Origin of the sequence: Pseudomonas sp. ArH3a (genome assembly GCF_022648765.1) — a bacterium.
Classification (GTDB): domain Bacteria; phylum Pseudomonadota; class Gammaproteobacteria; order Pseudomonadales; family Pseudomonadaceae; genus Aquipseudomonas.
The window spans coordinates 5453684-5467680 of the sequence record NZ_CP080330.1 but is presented as its reverse complement, the minus strand read 5'-3'; the positions used below and the strand labels follow the sequence as shown (position 1 = coordinate 5467680).

Annotated in this window: 16 protein-coding genes and 1 pseudogene; 7 read left to right on the top strand and 10 right to left on the bottom strand. The window is 58.5% G+C overall.

Annotation, left to right across the window (positions count from 1 at the left end):
• Positions 1-62 precede the first annotated feature (62 nt).
• Positions 63-383 carry an antibiotic biosynthesis monooxygenase gene (locus K0P33_RS25080; protein WP_094953039.1) on the bottom strand — a complete coding sequence of 107 codons (321 nt, stop codon included), beginning with the start codon at positions 381-383 and terminating at the stop codon, positions 63-65.
• Positions 380-1087 (bottom strand): CTP synthase, encoded by a 708-nt coding sequence (locus K0P33_RS25075; RefSeq protein WP_094953040.1) that lies wholly within the window; start codon positions 1085-1087, stop codon positions 380-382. The genes K0P33_RS25080 and K0P33_RS25075 overlap by 4 nt, the downstream gene beginning before the upstream one ends.
• 80 nt (positions 1088-1167) lie before the next feature.
• On the opposite strand from K0P33_RS25075, the gene K0P33_RS25070 reads away from it, so the two are divergent.
• Positions 1168-2052 (top strand): LysR family transcriptional regulator, encoded by an 885-nt coding sequence (locus K0P33_RS25070; RefSeq protein ID WP_094953041.1) that lies wholly within the window; start codon positions 1168-1170, stop codon positions 2050-2052.
• A gap of 65 nt (positions 2053-2117) precedes the next feature.
• On the opposite strand, the gene K0P33_RS25065 is transcribed toward K0P33_RS25070, so the two are convergent.
• The 4 genes from K0P33_RS25065 to K0P33_RS25045 form a co-directional block, all read right to left on the bottom strand.
• Positions 2118-2636 (bottom strand): DUF1003 domain-containing protein, encoded by a 519-nt coding sequence (locus K0P33_RS25065; protein ID WP_094953042.1) that lies wholly within the window; start codon positions 2634-2636, stop codon positions 2118-2120.
• 76 nt (positions 2637-2712) lie between these two features.
• The gene (locus K0P33_RS31395; protein ID WP_094953043.1) at positions 2713-4032 is read right to left on the bottom strand and encodes a PAS domain-containing methyl-accepting chemotaxis protein; all 1320 of its coding nucleotides are present in this window, start codon (positions 4030-4032) and stop codon (positions 2713-2715) included.
• 263 nt (positions 4033-4295) lie between these two features.
• Complete coding sequence (locus tag K0P33_RS25050) at positions 4296-5354, bottom strand: diguanylate cyclase (RefSeq protein WP_094953044.1); 1059 nt, start codon at positions 5352-5354, stop codon at positions 4296-4298.
• 191 nt (positions 5355-5545) lie between these two features.
• Positions 5546-6172: a TetR/AcrR family transcriptional regulator gene (locus K0P33_RS25045; RefSeq protein WP_094953045.1), complete on the bottom strand. Its 627-nt coding sequence runs from the start codon at positions 6170-6172 to the stop codon at positions 5546-5548.
• A gap of 123 nt (positions 6173-6295) precedes the next feature.
• Here K0P33_RS25045 and K0P33_RS25040 point away from each other — a divergent pair, with 123 nt between their 5' ends.
• On the top strand, positions 6296-7354 hold the full coding sequence (locus K0P33_RS25040) for an MBL fold metallo-hydrolase (protein WP_242152151.1): 1059 nt from the start codon (positions 6296-6298) through the stop codon (positions 7352-7354).
• A 175-nt stretch (positions 7355-7529) separates the two neighbouring features.
• Positions 7530-8177: a hypothetical protein gene (locus K0P33_RS25035; RefSeq protein WP_242152148.1), complete on the top strand. Its 648-nt coding sequence runs from the start codon at positions 7530-7532 to the stop codon at positions 8175-8177.
• A 176-nt stretch (positions 8178-8353) separates the two neighbouring features.
• Here the strand turns inward: K0P33_RS25035 and K0P33_RS25030 are convergent, their stop codons facing one another.
• Together K0P33_RS25030 and K0P33_RS25025 are read right to left on the bottom strand one after the other, a co-directional pair.
• Complete coding sequence (locus tag K0P33_RS25030) at positions 8354-8602, bottom strand: type II toxin-antitoxin system RelE/ParE family toxin (RefSeq protein ID WP_242152145.1); 249 nt, start codon at positions 8600-8602, stop codon at positions 8354-8356.
• A gap of 47 nt (positions 8603-8649) precedes the next feature.
• The gene (locus tag K0P33_RS25025; protein ID WP_242152142.1) at positions 8650-8970 is read right to left on the bottom strand and encodes a helix-turn-helix transcriptional regulator; all 321 of its coding nucleotides are present in this window, start codon (positions 8968-8970) and stop codon (positions 8650-8652) included.
• A 337-nt stretch (positions 8971-9307) separates the two neighbouring features.
• Between K0P33_RS25025 and K0P33_RS31450 the strand changes: the two genes are divergently transcribed.
• Both K0P33_RS31450 and K0P33_RS25015 read left to right on the top strand, forming a co-directional pair.
• On the top strand, positions 9308-9472 hold the full coding sequence (locus K0P33_RS31450) for a hypothetical protein (RefSeq protein WP_347341845.1): 165 nt from the start codon (positions 9308-9310) through the stop codon (positions 9470-9472).
• 78 nt (positions 9473-9550) lie between these two features.
• Positions 9551-10216: a hypothetical protein gene (locus tag K0P33_RS25015; protein ID WP_242152139.1), complete on the top strand. Its 666-nt coding sequence runs from the start codon at positions 9551-9553 to the stop codon at positions 10214-10216.
• On the opposite strand, the gene K0P33_RS25010 is transcribed toward K0P33_RS25015, so the two are convergent.
• Positions 10213-11166: a hypothetical protein gene (locus K0P33_RS25010; protein ID WP_242152136.1), complete on the bottom strand. Its 954-nt coding sequence runs from the start codon at positions 11164-11166 to the stop codon at positions 10213-10215. The genes K0P33_RS25015 and K0P33_RS25010 overlap by 4 nt on opposite strands.
• Positions 11167-11311: 145 nt before the next feature.
• Between K0P33_RS25010 and K0P33_RS25005 the strand changes: the two are divergent.
• Both K0P33_RS25005 and K0P33_RS25000 read left to right on the top strand, forming a co-directional pair.
• Positions 11312-11626, top strand: a pseudogene (locus K0P33_RS25005) (LysR family transcriptional regulator); the annotation flags it as partial.
• 119 nt (positions 11627-11745) lie between these two features.
• Positions 11746-12774 (top strand): IS110 family transposase, encoded by a 1029-nt coding sequence (locus tag K0P33_RS25000; RefSeq protein ID WP_242152133.1) that lies wholly within the window; start codon positions 11746-11748, stop codon positions 12772-12774.
• Positions 12775-13351: 577 nt separating this feature from the next.
• Here the strand turns inward: K0P33_RS25000 and K0P33_RS24995 are convergent.
• Positions 13352-13996: an HAD-IB family hydrolase gene (locus K0P33_RS24995; RefSeq protein ID WP_242156116.1), complete on the bottom strand. Its 645-nt coding sequence runs from the start codon at positions 13994-13996 to the stop codon at positions 13352-13354.
• Between the last annotated feature and the right edge of the window lies 1 nt (position 13997).

The following is a 13997-nucleotide window of genomic DNA, read 5'->3' as shown; positions in this document are numbered from 1 at the left end:
ATGTCGTTTTTGCAGACAATAAAGATCAAAGGTGGGAGCTGGCTCCCACAGGGGTAAGCATTTCAGTTTTGGAAGGCGTACGCCCGCTCCACCTTGCACACGCGCGTGTGGAACGCCGAGTACCAGCTGGCGCGACCTTGCTCGCGCACCTCGCGATGCTCGGCCTGCTGTTTCCAGGCCAGTATCGCGGCCTCGCTCTGCCAATAGGACACGGTGATCCCCAAGCCGTCTTCGCGGGCCGATTCCACCCCAAGAAACCCCGGTTGTTCGCGCGCAAGCTCCAGCATGCGCGCGGCGGCCTGGCCGTAGCCTTGATCGCCCTCGGTGCGCAGTGAGCTGAAAATAACCGCGTAGTAGGGCGGGGCGGGTGTGTTGGCGATCATCGTGCCAGCGCCTGGCAGGCCTGGAGCAGGGCAGTCGCCAACGGCGGGGTAGTGCCTTTGAGCGCGGCGCGTTCAGGCTGGAACAGGGTGGCGACGAAAAACGGGTGGTCCAGCAGCTCCATGGCGCGCAGATCACCCGCCGAATCGTGGCCGCTGGCAATCAAGTCGCCTTCAAGCAGTGCGTTGGCGAACTCGGGGTTGATGCCGTAGCGGCAGCGGTAACCTTCATGGATATCCAGGCTGGCGTAGGCCTCGGCGATGCGGGTGTACGGCACCAGGCGCACGGTATCGGTCGCCTCCACCAATGCGCAGTTGAGTGGCGTGATCACCGCGCGTTTGGCCTGTGGGGCCAGTTCGCCGTGTTCGGCATCCGCCCAGCCCAGCACGTTGCGAGCATATTCCAGCACCGCGTGTTGAAAACCACCGCAGGTGCCGAGGAAAGGGCGCTTGTGCTCGCGGGCAAAACGGATCGCCCGCAGTGCGCCGTCGGTGTCGCGGTAGGGGCTGGCGGGCACGCACCAGAAGCCATCGAAGCGGTGCAGTTGGGTGTTGGGTGTGAGCGAATCTGTGTCGAGCCATTGCACGTGGACGTTCAGGCCCAGGGCTTCGGCCGCCTGTTGCAGCGCCACGGGAATGGCTTGGTGCGCAATCACGTCAGGGTTGTAGTCGCCGATCAGGGCGAGGTGCAGGGTGCTGGCTTTCATCGTGTAGGCCCCATGGCTTGTTGTGTCTTGGTACGCACTATAGATTGGCGCTCACGCAATAAAAATTGGCGTTTGCCCACATGCTCAATGCAGCCACGCACTATCAAATTGACTACCCAGACTTGTCGCTGATCCTCGCCTTGGTGCGCGGCGGCACCCTGGCGCGGGCGGCGGCGTTATTGCGGGTGGATGTATCCACGGTGTTCCGTGCGGTGCGGCGGCTGGAGGCGGCCCTGGGCCAGACCCTGTTTGAAAAAAGCCGCGCCGGTTACCTGCCCACCAGCTTAGCCAGTCACCTGGCGCAGCAGGCCGAAAACGCCGAACAGGCCCTGGAAGCGGCGCGCATTGGCGTGGAGCAGGGCGGTGAAGTGATCAGCGGCACCGTGCGCCTGACCTGCACCGACTCAGTATTGCAAGGCTTGCTGCTGCCGGCGTTGGCGCAGTTCATGCCCGAGTACCCGGCGTTGACCCTGGAGTTGAGCACCTCGAATGATTTCGCCAACCTCAGCCGCCGCGATGCGGACATCGCTCTGCGCCTGACCAAGACGCCGCCGGAGCACCTTGTGGGGCGTTGCCTGGGCACGGTGGCCTATCAGGTGTGCGCCAGTGCCGGTTTTGTGCGCCAGCATGCAGGCCGCGAGTTGGCCGACCTGCCCTGGATCGCGCCGGACGACTTCCTGCCCGATCACCCCACGGTCGCCTGGCGCCGCGAGCACTTGCCGGGCGTGCGCCCCAGTTATCGCTGCAACAGCATGTTGTCGGTCACCGAACTGGTGCGTGCGGGGTTGGGCGTGGCGGCGTTACCGGATTTTCTCTTGGGCGATGGCTTGCAACCGTTGGGGCCTGCGTTGGCCGGGCGGGATAGCGCACTGTGGCTGCTGACGCGCCCGGACTGCCGGGCGCTGCGTTCGGTGGTCACGTTGTTTGATGAGCTGGGGCGGCATGTGCGGTTGCCCAGTGGCTAGCTGTGGCGAGCGGCTTACTGTGGCAAGCCCGCTCGCCACAAGAAGCCCGTTCGCACGGGAAACTTTCAGGTTTTGCGCACAAACTGATCATGCATTTCGCAGGTCAGGCTTTCGATGCGTTCGGTCAGTTGCTTGGTCATTTCCGTCAGGCGGGTGTTTTGCTCCAGCAGTTCCAGCAGCTGTTTGGTGGTCTGCGCCGCTTGGGCTTGGCGCTCGGTGTTTGCAATGGCGATATCTTCGCGGTGCTGGGCATCGGCGTCGGACTGGGCTTTGTCGCGGGCGGCCTGGCGTGTCTGGGCCAGCAGGATCAGCGGCGCGGCATACGCTGCTTGCAGGCTGAAGGCGAGGTTGAGCAGGATGAACGGGTACACGTCGAAGTGGGTGATGCCGGTGATATTCAGCACTATCCACACCAACACGATCACAGTTTGCGCGCCGAGGAAGGTCGGCGTCCCGAAGAACCGTGCGAACGCCTCAGCCTTGAGGGCAAAAGTGTCGTTGCCGAAGGTCGACATCAGGTGCGCGTGGCTTCGGTGGAAACGCAGGTGATCGACGGGGGCGGCGTCTGGCTTGTCTGGGGTCATGGCGGGCTCGAATCCTTAGCGTAAGACTAGTCAGCACTATAGACCGAGCCCCCGGGCCAAACACATGAAGATCGGGTCAGTTGGTGCCCCGCTCATTGGCAAACGCGCTCACCGCCTGTACGGCCTCGCCAGTGCCTTCGCGAATCTGCAGGATCACCGTCCCGGCCTGGTTGGCCAGCTCCACACCCTGTGCGGCACGGTCGCGAGTGCCTTCCATGCTGTCGATGGCCTGACGGGTTTCCTCTTGGATCATCGCGATCATGCTGGAGATTTCCGCCGTCGAGCCGCTGGTGCGTGCCGCCAGTTGGCGCACTTCATCAGCGACCACGGCAAAGCCGCGACCTTGCTCGCCAGCGCGCGCCGCTTCGATAGCGGCGTTGAGGGCCAGCAGGTTGGTCTGGTCGGCGATGCCGCGGATGGTGTTGACGATGGCGGTGATCTGCTGCGAACGCTCGCCCAGCTTGGCGATCAGTTGTGAAGAGCCGTCAATGTCAGCGGCAATTTCGCGCATGCCGCTGGCGGTTTGCTGGATCACATTGGCGCCTTTTTCGGCGATGTCCCGGGTGTTCAAGGAGATGTGATAAGCCTGGGCGGCGCTGGCGGCATCGGCGGTGTGTTGCTGCACCTTGGCGGTAATGTCGGAGGCGAACTTCACCACTTTGCACAGGCGCCCACTGGCGTCGTACACCGGGTTGTAGTTGGCTTCGAGCCAGACCGTCTGGCCGTTTTTGTCGATGCGTTCGAACTGGCCGCTGAACAGTTCGCCCTGGTTCAAGCGTTTCCAGAAATCGTCGTATGTCGCGCTGTTGGCCAGCTCCGGCTTGCAGAACAGGCGGTGATGCTTGCCCTGGATCTGCGTCAGGCTGTAGCCCATGCGCTGCAGGAAATTGTCGTTGGCGGTGATGATGGTGCCGTCGAGATTGAACTCGATCACCGCCATGGCGCGGTCGATGGCGCCCAGCTTGGCATTGGCTTCGCTTTCGGCCTGCAGGCGTGGGGTGACGTCCATGGCGTACTTCACCACCTTGATGACCTGGCCTGTGTCATCGCGCACCGGGTTATAGCTGGCTTCCAGCCACACCGACTGGCCATCGCCGGCCACCCGTTCAAAGGTGCCTGACTGGAATTGGCCATTGCGCAATTGCGTCCACAACTGGTTGTACTCGGCGCTGCGGCTGAAGGCGGGCGTGCAGAACATCCGGTGAGGCTGGCCCACGATCTGTTCGGCGCGGTAGCTCATGGTTTTGAGGAAGTTGTCATTGGCGCGCAACACCGTGCCTTGCAGGTCGAATTCGATCACTGCCATGGAGCGCTCGATGGCCTCCAGCAGGCTGGCGTGTTGGGCGTTGGTGTGTTGCAGGGTACTGATGGTTTTTTTATGGGCGTTGAATAGCATGTTCGAAGGCTCGGGGAACCACGCGTCTGAGGTATCCATGAATATGCGCCTGCCCCCGTAGGGCACCAGGCCTTACGGTTGACTTGCTCATTGTCAGCTTCCTTGTGCTGACAGAGTGGGGTGGAACAACGGGGTCAGAGTGATCGGTCGGTCAAGAAGTTCGCCGCCGGAACGGGCATTTTCAGGGGAAGCGACCAATGGAGGCATTATGCTATTGCGGCAGGCTGGCGTAAGAGAATTCAGACGAGATGTTGTAGGACGACTTAGGCGGAATGGGCCATTACATAGTCGCTGACATTCACTCGGTTGCGACCGGTGTCCTTGGCCGCGTACAGCGCGCGATCCGCGGCGTTGAGCCACATCGCGGCATCGCTGAAGGTGGGCTGGAAGTCCGCCAGGCCAATGCTCAGGCTCACGCGCAGCTCGGGTATCTGCGGGTTGCGGTAGTTACTGAATGTTTCGCGCATGTGCTCCATGACCTTCGCGGCTGCTTGCAAAGGCATTTGCGGAAGAATCACACAGAATTCATCGCCACCGTAACGACCGGCCAAGTCGTTTTCTCGCAGGACTTTGCGCAGTTCCAGGCTCAGTTGCCTCAGTACGGCATCCCCCACGATATGGCCGTGGGCGTCATTGATCTGCTTGAAGTGGTCGATATCAATCAGGGCAATGGTGGCGTGGCTTTGTTGCAGTTGGCATTTGTGGAATTTCAAGTGCAGCAGGTCTTTCCAGGAGCCGTGGTTGAGCAACCCGGTCAAGCTGTCCGTGCGGCTCAGGGCGCTCAGGGCGCGTTTGTGTTCGGACAGTTTGATTGCCAACTGATAGCAGACCATACCGATGGCCATCGGATAGAGTGTCAACATCGGCAGGCAGGTGTAGACCTGGGTGAGGCTGACGTTGGGGTTGAACTTGATCCCGAACAGCCCCCACGCCAACCCGATGCCGGCGGCCTGTGCCAGCAGCCCGCGCAGGAACAAACGCTTGCCGCCCGCAGCGACGTTATTCATGGTCATCATTGACAGGATGGTCACCGTCGTCAGCGGCGTGAGCTGGATAGCCGCGGCCCAGAAACCGCCGAACAGTGAGTCGTAGAGCAGGTTGCGTTGTTCGGCCTGGAAGGGAAACTGCGAACGCGTTGAAAGCTGGTAGGCCACGTGGGCCCAGATATAACCGTTAAATAGCAGAAACGCCCAGACCCAGCCGGGCATTGCCAGAGGGTAAAGCGCGCCAGCGACACTGATACAACCGATGCCCAGGCCGATGATCCTTGGCTTGTAGATACGCCTGGCAAATGAAAGCCCTTTGCCTCGTCTGTTTTCCATAATGTTCCAGGTCAGCTCTTTTTTGCAGATACGACAGCATGCGTCAGCGGTTGGAACCGTTGATCGGATAATAGTTGTGAATATTGTCAGTTATTCGCGTAGCAATAATCAGTGTCCTTCCAGGCCATTTGCGCAGCACTGCGTGCAAATCGGCTAAAAACGACCTGGAATGTCGCGCCTGCAACAGGCTTTTACTGCGGGCAGGGCGCGCTGACTTCGTAGCCGGCCAGGAACAGGTCGATAGCCGATTCGATAACGCTGGCCTGACTGGCGTCGTCAAGGACCGGCTGGCCCAGGGTGATCTGGGGCCAGAAGGCGAAGGCCTTGAGCAGGCTTTGTATCTGGTGGGCTGCGAAGGCCGCGTCGGTGCAGCGCAGCCGCCCATCGTCCTGGGCGGCGCGTACCCATTGGGTGAAACCTTCTTCGCGCTTGCTCAGGCGGTTGACCATATCTTGCGCGCGCTCCGGCGAATGGATGGTGGCGGCAATCGCGACGCGGGCCAGGTCGAGGAAGTTGGCGTCTGCCATCATCTTCATCTTCGCTTGCAGCAAGCCGCGCAATTGCTCGCGCAGGGGGCGGTCACTGGTGTAGCTCACGTCCAGTTGTGCAACGCTGCTGGCCCACAATTGGTGGAGGATTTCGGCAAACAACTCTTCCTTGCTGGGGAAGTGGTTGTACACCGTGCGTTTGGAAACGCCGGCGGTGGCCGCAATTTTGTCCATGCTGGTGACCTCGAACCCGTTAACCCGAAACTCGGCGATGGCCGCAGCCACGATGGCTTCGCGTTTACGGTCGGTGAGGCGCAGGGGAGCAGTCATGGAGGGCGTTCGACTCTAAAAGGAAAATTACACTCGGTAGTTTACTTGCTCCGGGATTTGTTGCAATCTAGAAACTACACTGTGCAGTGTAATTATAGAGCGGAATGTAGGAGTCACTCAGTTATGGCCACGATTTCAAGCCGACTCGACCCAGCGCCAACGGCACTCAAGCCTGCCGAACAGGAGCAAGGGCACTTCAGCAACGACGCCCCGGTGCAACACGGTGGCTTTGGCAAAACGTTGCGGATTTTCTGGAACATGCTTTTCAACAAGCCACGCAGCACGCGGCCGGTAGGCAAGATTCCGGTGCAACCACTGACGCGCGAGCAACTGCTGGCCGCCCCTGACCACAGCGTGTTTCGCCTGGGGCATTCCACTGTGCTGCTGAAAATGCGCGGTAAATTCTGGGTCACCGACCCGGTGTTTGCCGAGCGCGCCTCGCCTTTCAGTTGGGCCGGGCCCAAGCGCTTTCATCAGCCGCCTATCAGCCTTGAAGACTTGCCGCCGCTGGAGGCGGTGATTCTTTCCCACAACCATTACGACCATCTCGACCACAAGGCTGTCGTCCAACTGGCCGACAAAACCCGATACTTTCTCGCCCCGCTGGGCGTGGGCGACATCCTGGTGAAGTGGGGTGTGGACGCCAGCAAAGTGCGGCAACTGGATTGGTGGGAAGGCACCGAGGTGGACGGCATTCGCTTTGTCGCCACGCCGGCCCAGCATTTTTCCGGGCGTGGCCTGTTTGATAGCAACCAGACCCTGTGGTGTTCCTGGGTGATGATCGACGGCGCGCGGCGGATCTTTTTCAGTGGCGACACGGGCTATTTCGACGGCTTCAAACGTATCGGTGAACACTACGGCCCGTTCGATCTGACGCTGATGGAAACAGGTGCTTACAACGTCGACTGGCCTCATGTGCATATGCAGCCGGAACAAACCCTGCAAGCGCATATCGACCTGAAAGGGCGTTGGCTGCTACCGATTCACAACGGCACCTTCGACTTGGCGTTCCACGCCTGGCACGAACCCTTCGACCGGATCATGGCCCTGGCCTGGGAGCGCAACGTGTCGATTACCACCCCGGCGATGGGGCAGGCGTTCAGTTTGAACCAGCCTGAACGCGGGCATGCGTGGTGGCTGGACGTGGAAACTCAGGGTGTAAAAGAGCACGCTGCGGGGTAAGGCCAAACGTTCTGGAAAAAGGGTTTTTCAGGGTGTTTCAGCTCTGCGACAAACGTCAGATGGGAGTGCGATGATCCCGGGCAGACTATTCTCGGGGGTGTAGGTTTTGATGGATAACTATTGTAGGGTGCATTGGTGCATGAGGTTGCCTTGCCCGATAGGGCATTCATTGCCCTTGACCGAGGAACCGGTCGGTTCGCCGCTCGCATCAACCCATTCTCAAACGGATAAGCCAAACTCGGGCGGTATTGTCTTCGGCGCCGGGCACCGTGATGGCGTCGCGCTAATTCCCGGCTATAACACCTTGGCTCCGCATCTGAGGTCGCTGCGAGATCCTTCGTTATCACTCATTGCCTTAAGTGGTATCGATCCCACAGGGCCGGTGATGGAAGAAGTCCCCTTTGTGCTGAATAACACCACCTTCACCGCCTCCGAGCTGCTTTCGGGTTGGCGTATTGGGTTCGCTTACCGTTACGTGCTTGATGAGCCCATGGAACACAGCGCGGCGCTGCGTGGAGCCTTCGACATCCTGCGCCAGGCCGGGGCGCAGTTGGTGCCGGTGAACGCACGACGTAAGGATCACACCCTCCAATTCACTCTGCAACGTAATGAAATCGACGAACTTGTTTCCGGGCATCGTCTTGATGCGTTGATGTCTGAAGATCAAAGTGTCGCGTTTCATGACGCTTGCGTAAGCGGATATCCCTCGTTCAGCGTGCCTTTGGCCGGTGGGACGAAGCTCTGGTTTTATGGCGCTCAGTGGTCGCGTGATGCGTTACCCACGTTGCTGCGTGCGTATCGACAGCTCAGCGCTAACGTGTGAGGGGGCGAGGATCAACTACGTGGCGTGCTAACCCCTCTTACGCTGTAAGTGGCTAGGGTTCTAACGTCTGGAAGGGGCTGGGGTTCTTAGAGTGGTCAACGGTCAACCTTGATCCTTGATGACTTCTGAACCCTGGAGAGGCCTTATGGTTGGCGTTGCTTATGGCATGTACTCGATCACCCGACAGGGTGCGCAATCGCTCGCAGTGGACCCGCCACCCGCCGATAAGTGCTGCCGTCGAAATCTTCGACAATTTCCAATACCGCGTTACCACCAAATCCGTTCAATGCCTTGGTTTGTGAGTGCCTGCCACCTTCTTTAGCGAGGTGCAGTGCAAAACCAAACACGTCCTGAACAGAACCGGGCATCAACTGAAGATCTTTTTTACTGCCGCCCACCCATAGGAGTGGCTTCCATGGACTCATGAGACGACATACCTAAATAGGGATAAGCGTGAGTGCGAGTAAATAATTTACTCTGCCGCCTCATAAGCCACAGGCGCTGATGGTTTGAGTGACGCTCCGCGCACACTCATCCCCCACCCCGGCGCAAACCCCGGGAAAAACACCAGCCCTTCAGCCTCCAGCCGAAAGGCCAATGCCAGGCGAGTGTCATCATCCACATCACCCTGACTTTCAAAGCGTTGTACCGCTTCCACCGTCAACCCGGCTTGTCGGGCCAGTTCTTCGCGGCTCCAACCGAGCATCGCGCGGGCCTGCACGCTGTGTTTGGTGGTGAATTGATGCAGGACGATCTGCTGTTCTACGAAAGAGCTCATTGCCAGAGAGGACATGGGGTTTCTCCAGGTTCGACGGGGGAGGGCAAACTATACTGTGTTTTTGTACAGTTGTTTTGACCGCTCATCAACTGGATTTTTCATCATGACTACCCCTGCGGCCTCCATGATGAGCTCAGGAGGTTGCAGCGCTCATGTATCAATAGGAAAATCCGGGTGCGATTGGGCGTACCAGAGGAAGGCGCGATGTCCATTTTTGAAAGCGATTGGAAGAAATTCAAAGGTTAAGGGCGTTGGCCCTCGACCGCTTTGCCAGGGCGTATTGGCCGACGCCAAGACCATCAGCATGCACGGTGCTCTGCCCGCTCATGCTCGCTAAGGAATGTTGTACGGCGTGATTTACGACCGCAACAGGGACATGGCCGATATGTTTGACCATTACAGTCGCTCGTGGGCCTGTTCGTGTCTGGCGTTGATGGTGCGTCAAGACCTTCTGACCGATGCCGAGCTGGCGATGCTCAGCGAAGAAACGCCTTCAGGCCATCATCCAGCCCTATGAGCTTGAGTGGGTTGAAGAGCGACCACCCCTCGATTAATGGGCACACTCAATGCTGACTAATTTATACAGGAGCACAGAGTGCTGACATTCAATTGCTCGCAGGCCGCCTGCGACTTCTTCAGCCGCATTCACAAAGGGAAAAAAATAACCCCAGTTGAAAAGCCGCCGATTCCAAGTGCCGAGGATGAAGGGCTACACGCAGACCCTAACCAGTGGCTGGTCCACGCCGCGACTGTTAAGCGTAAGCATGTGCTGGTGGCGATCCACTTGAAAACGCGCTACAGCATGCTGTTCTTCGATATGAAGAAGGCCGACCACGCGGGCTTTGTGCATGCATTTACCCATCGCTGGATCGATGGCGTCATGGAACTGGCCTTGAAGTGTGATGTGCTGGATATGATCGAACCACAGGCGTATGACCGGCTATTGAGCGACTTGGGGAACACCTATCGCCTGGTCCAGCGCGGCGACCGCAGCAGTCAAGGGCAAATCAACGAAATCCTGCGTATTTTCAAATGGGATGCCGAAGACTTCGACTTTGTGACGCAACCCTGGAGCACCCGCCGGTATGACGCGACCATTAACCGGACGCCCAGAACCATTACAGGATTAAAGGGTTATGGCTGGCCCGAGGAAGAAATGCTGATTTTCTGGTTGATGGCAGTGGGTGGTGTGGACGCGGCGATGGCTCAACAGGCACGTGAAAAATATCGGCAAAGCCAGCGGTCACGCTCTATCCCCTAATGCCCTTGCAGCCCCGGCGCCTCCCGAATGATCAGGTGGTCCAGGTTTTCGATATTCGCGCTGAACACCCCGAAGGTCTGCTCGGGGTTTTTCTTGCTCGGCACCTGTTGCAACGCTGGCGTCACACCATAGAAGAAGCAATACAACGCCCGTTCACTGTCCACCGCCGCCTTGATCTGTTCCAGGAACGCCTTGCGCTTGCGGTAGTTCTCGATGAGTTTTTTGCTCAGGTAGACGTTGACCGAATAGGGTTTCTTGTCGAGCCACACCTTCTTTTCGAAGTCGATGCGAAAGCTGCTGGTGTAGTCCTTGATCGCTTTGATCTTGCCCCAGTAGATCAGGCCTTTGTTGTCTTGCAGGTATTCGACCTTCTTGAAAAACGTCCAGTAGGTCGCGGTGTGCTCGCCGATCTTCAACGGCATGGCCTTGAGCTTGTCTTTGTCGTCGATATTCGACACGTAACATTCCACCGGGTGGGCGAACACGCTGGTTTTGTCCGGGGTGGTGTCGCTGGCGCTGTGGGATGTGGCGGTGCGGGGCGAAGGCGCTTTCGTTGGATCCTGCGGGACGTGTCCCTCGGTGCCCGCGAGTGGTGTTTTGCGTGGGTACTGACGCCGCGTCAGTACAAATTCTGATGGGAAATTGTCCTCGCGCTCGTCGTCACTTTCACCGGGCGCGCTCTTGTGCGTACTGGCATAGCGGCAGCCATCAATGTGTTGGGTGCTGGCCTTGTTCTTGAAGTGCGGCGTGCGCTGGTAGTTGACGTTTTTCGCGTTGAAGGTGCTCAACGCATTGCCCGCATCGAACGCTGCGCGGCATTCGTCGTTGGGGCACAGGAAACTGTCCTTGTCGGAGTCGAAAGGGCTGGTTTCGTCGAAATTCAGATCTCGTACGTCGTAGATCGACAGTTTTTCGTCGAGACTCAGGCTGTAGGCCGTGTCGAATTTCATGGGGCTCGGATCCGTGAGATGAGTTGCTGGATATTACGCAAATATCCTTTATTACGGAGATCAAAAATGTGGGAGCTGGCTTGCCTGCGATAGCGGAGTATCAAGTCAGGTATAGGCAAGCTGACCCACCGCAATCGCAGGCAAGCCTGATGTGCTGCGTCAATACCAAGTGGTCAACCACCGGTACGCGATCCACCGCGACAAGGCCAACTTCGTCACCTACGACAGCCAGTCCGCCTCGGCCTCACAAGTGGAAGCCGTCGCCATCCTGATCCTCACCGGCCGCTTCCAACACTACGCCGCGCCACTGGTAAGGGAAGGGCGCCTGCGCGCACTGTGCCCGGAACAGGTTCACCTGAGCACCGCATTCAACCTGATCCTGCGCCACAACGCGCCAAGAAGCGCGATGCTAAAAGCCTTCGCCACAGCCCTGGGCGTAGACCTCAAAGCCCCGATCTAAACCCCCGCCGAACACTGATCAATGAGCCTACAAAGCTCAAATAATGAGATGGCTACCCCCGCCGCCCCCTGTGAACGCCCACTAAGCTTTCACAGGGGGATCTATCGGAGACCGCAGCCATGAGCAAAGTAGACATCACCGCCGTTGACCTTGGTAAGCACAGCTATCACGCTCACGAACAAGATGAGCGTGGCCATGTACTGCTGCGCAAAAAGTTTAATCGAGCAGGATTGCTCCAGCATTTAGCTTCCATCGAGCCTTGTACTGTTGTGATGGAAGCCTGCGGCGGCGCCCACTTCATGGCGCAACAAGTCGCCATGCTGGGACACACCCCCAAACTTATTGCTCCTCATCTCGTGCGCCCTTACGTAAAAAGCAATAAAAACGACTTCGCTGATGCCGAAGCGATTTGTGAGGCAGCTAGTCGCCCAACGATGCGTTTCGTACCAGTAAAAACCCAAGCTCAGCAAGCGTTGGCCATGCTCAACTCGGTCCGCGACTCGCTTATCAAGGAACGCACAGCCGCCGTTAATCGAATTCATGCAGGGCTTTTGGAGGTGGGTGTCAGCTTGGCACCGGGCTTTAAATCAGTCAAAGAGGTGCCCGCGTTACTCGAAACAGCCTCATTTCATGGGCTGATCAAAAAGCTGCTGCAAGGGCTGTATGACCACTACGTCTACCTGGATCGTCAGGTTAAGGTTCTCGACAAAGAAGTTGAGAGCCAAGTCGCTGAAGATGATCTGGCTTCTCGTTTGATGACAATTCCCTGCGTTGGCCCGATCACCTCCAGCGTCTTGGCTGCGGAGTTGGGCGATGGCAAGCAGTTCAAATGTGGTCGAGGCTATTCAGCCTCGATAGGACTTGTGCCAAAGCAGCATTCTACTGGCGGTAAAACCGTACTTTTGGGCATCAGCAAGCGCGGAGATCGAAACCAGCGACGCTTGTTTGTTCAATGTGCCCGTATCTACTTGATGCACTTGGATAAGCAAAAAGGGAGTTTGGCCGATTGGGTTCGCAAGCTGCTGGCAGGCCATCGGCACTCCAATTTAGTGGTCTGCGCGCTAGCCAACAAGCTGGCAAGAATCGCTTGGTCGATCGCGGCAAACCACACTGAATTTGATGCAGGGCCAAGCGCGATGAACGCTTGACCCTGCTGTCACCCAAGCACCACCCACCTGGTTTTGCGATGCTGGATAACAGATGACGTGAACGGCCAACCGGCCTGACGACAACCCTGAGCTCCCACACGGCTGAAAGGCCGTCCAAATAATTAGGGTCGTTGGGCATCAATTCTCATCGAGGCGCGGGGCCAATACCCCACTCAGACGCCGAATAGATGAAAGCAAGCCATACACGCCATCAAAGACAGTATTGCAGAAAAGGGGGTAACCATAGATGTGGGAGCTCTCGAGCCCCAGCGAGGCAGCGAAGGGATCGACTCGGTCTACCTGCCGACCCCATCCATCTGCATCGACCCCCATCACCTCATGCGAGTGCGCTACCCAGCCCTGCACCGATCAAAATGTGGGAGCTCTCGAGCCCCAGCGAGGCAGCGATGGGGTCGCCTCGGTTTACCTGCCCACTCCATCCATCTGCATCGACCCCCAAGCACCTCATGCGAGTGCGCCACCCAGCCCTGCACCGATCAAAATGTGGGAGCTCTCGAGCCCCAGCGAGGCAGCGATGGGATCGCCTCGGTCCACCCGCCGCCCCCATCCACCTGCATCACCGCTGCAACCGAGCCCGCTTCTTTTTCGCATGAAAATGCCGAAAATGCGCATCCTGTGCTGCCGCCAACAACTCCCGATCCCCACGAGTATCGCCCCAAGCCCGCAGCCGATACTCGCCCAAATCCCCATACACCGCCTCAAGCCGCAGCACCTTATTCTCACAGCGGCAATTATTCCCCGTGAGCTTGCCCGTCAACACCCCGTCGACCACCTCAAGCTCAGTGCCAATCAACTTGATCCCCAACCGATTCGCAAACGGCTGCAGTACCAACGCAGGCGACGCCGAACACAAGGTCACCACCGCCCCGGACTTCACCTCATCCGCCACCGACTGCAACCCGGTGGGGCGCATCAACTTGCTCCAATAGCGCTGGCAATACGCCTCAGCCTGCTGCTGCACCCACGCCTTCTCCACCCCAGTCATAAAGGTGCGGATCAACTGCGCCTTCAACTCATCCCGGCTGATCTGCCGCAGCAAAAAGCACAGCCCAGGCACCGCCAGCTTGACCATCCGGCCATAAAACTCGCCGGGGCCAAAGGCAAACTTGAGGAACGGCACGAAACTATCGTGATGGGTCAGGGTGCCGTCGAAGTCAAAGACGGAGAGTACTTTGGCGTCTACTGGGCCGGCTTCGAGCATG

What these genes read in the sequence shown, in the direction of transcription:
- K0P33_RS25030 (WP_242152145.1), bottom strand. Translation starts at nt 8,602, where the DNA reads ATGAGTCCATGGAAGCCACTCCTATGGGTGGGCGGCAGTAAAAAAGAT.
- K0P33_RS24995 (WP_242156116.1), bottom strand. Translation starts at nt 13,996, where the DNA reads ATGCTCGAAGCCGGCCCAGTAGACGCCAAAGTACTCTCCGTCTTTGAC.
- K0P33_RS25010 (WP_242152136.1), bottom strand. Translation starts at nt 11,166, where the DNA reads ATGAAATTCGACACGGCCTACAGCCTGAGTCTCGACGAAAAACTGTCG.
- K0P33_RS25045 (WP_094953045.1), bottom strand. Translation starts at nt 6,172, where the DNA reads ATGACTGCTCCCCTGCGCCTCACCGACCGTAAACGCGAAGCCATCGTG.
- K0P33_RS25080 (WP_094953039.1), bottom strand. Translation starts at nt 383, where the DNA reads ATGATCGCCAACACACCCGCCCCGCCCTACTACGCGGTTATTTTCAGC.
- K0P33_RS25065 (WP_094953042.1), bottom strand. Translation starts at nt 2,636, where the DNA reads ATGACCCCAGACAAGCCAGACGCCGCCCCCGTCGATCACCTGCGTTTC.
- K0P33_RS25000 (WP_242152133.1), top strand. Translation starts at nt 11,746, where the DNA reads ATGAGCAAAGTAGACATCACCGCCGTTGACCTTGGTAAGCACAGCTAT.
- K0P33_RS25040 (WP_242152151.1), top strand. Translation starts at nt 6,296, where the DNA reads ATGGCCACGATTTCAAGCCGACTCGACCCAGCGCCAACGGCACTCAAG.
- K0P33_RS25025 (WP_242152142.1), bottom strand. Translation starts at nt 8,970, where the DNA reads ATGTCCTCTCTGGCAATGAGCTCTTTCGTAGAACAGCAGATCGTCCTG.
- K0P33_RS25050 (WP_094953044.1), bottom strand. Translation starts at nt 5,354, where the DNA reads ATGGAAAACAGACGAGGCAAAGGGCTTTCATTTGCCAGGCGTATCTAC.
- K0P33_RS31395 (WP_094953043.1), bottom strand. Translation starts at nt 4,032, where the DNA reads ATGCTATTCAACGCCCATAAAAAAACCATCAGTACCCTGCAACACACC.
- K0P33_RS25070 (WP_094953041.1), top strand. Translation starts at nt 1,168, where the DNA reads ATGCTCAATGCAGCCACGCACTATCAAATTGACTACCCAGACTTGTCG.
- K0P33_RS25075 (WP_094953040.1), bottom strand. Translation starts at nt 1,087, where the DNA reads ATGAAAGCCAGCACCCTGCACCTCGCCCTGATCGGCGACTACAACCCT.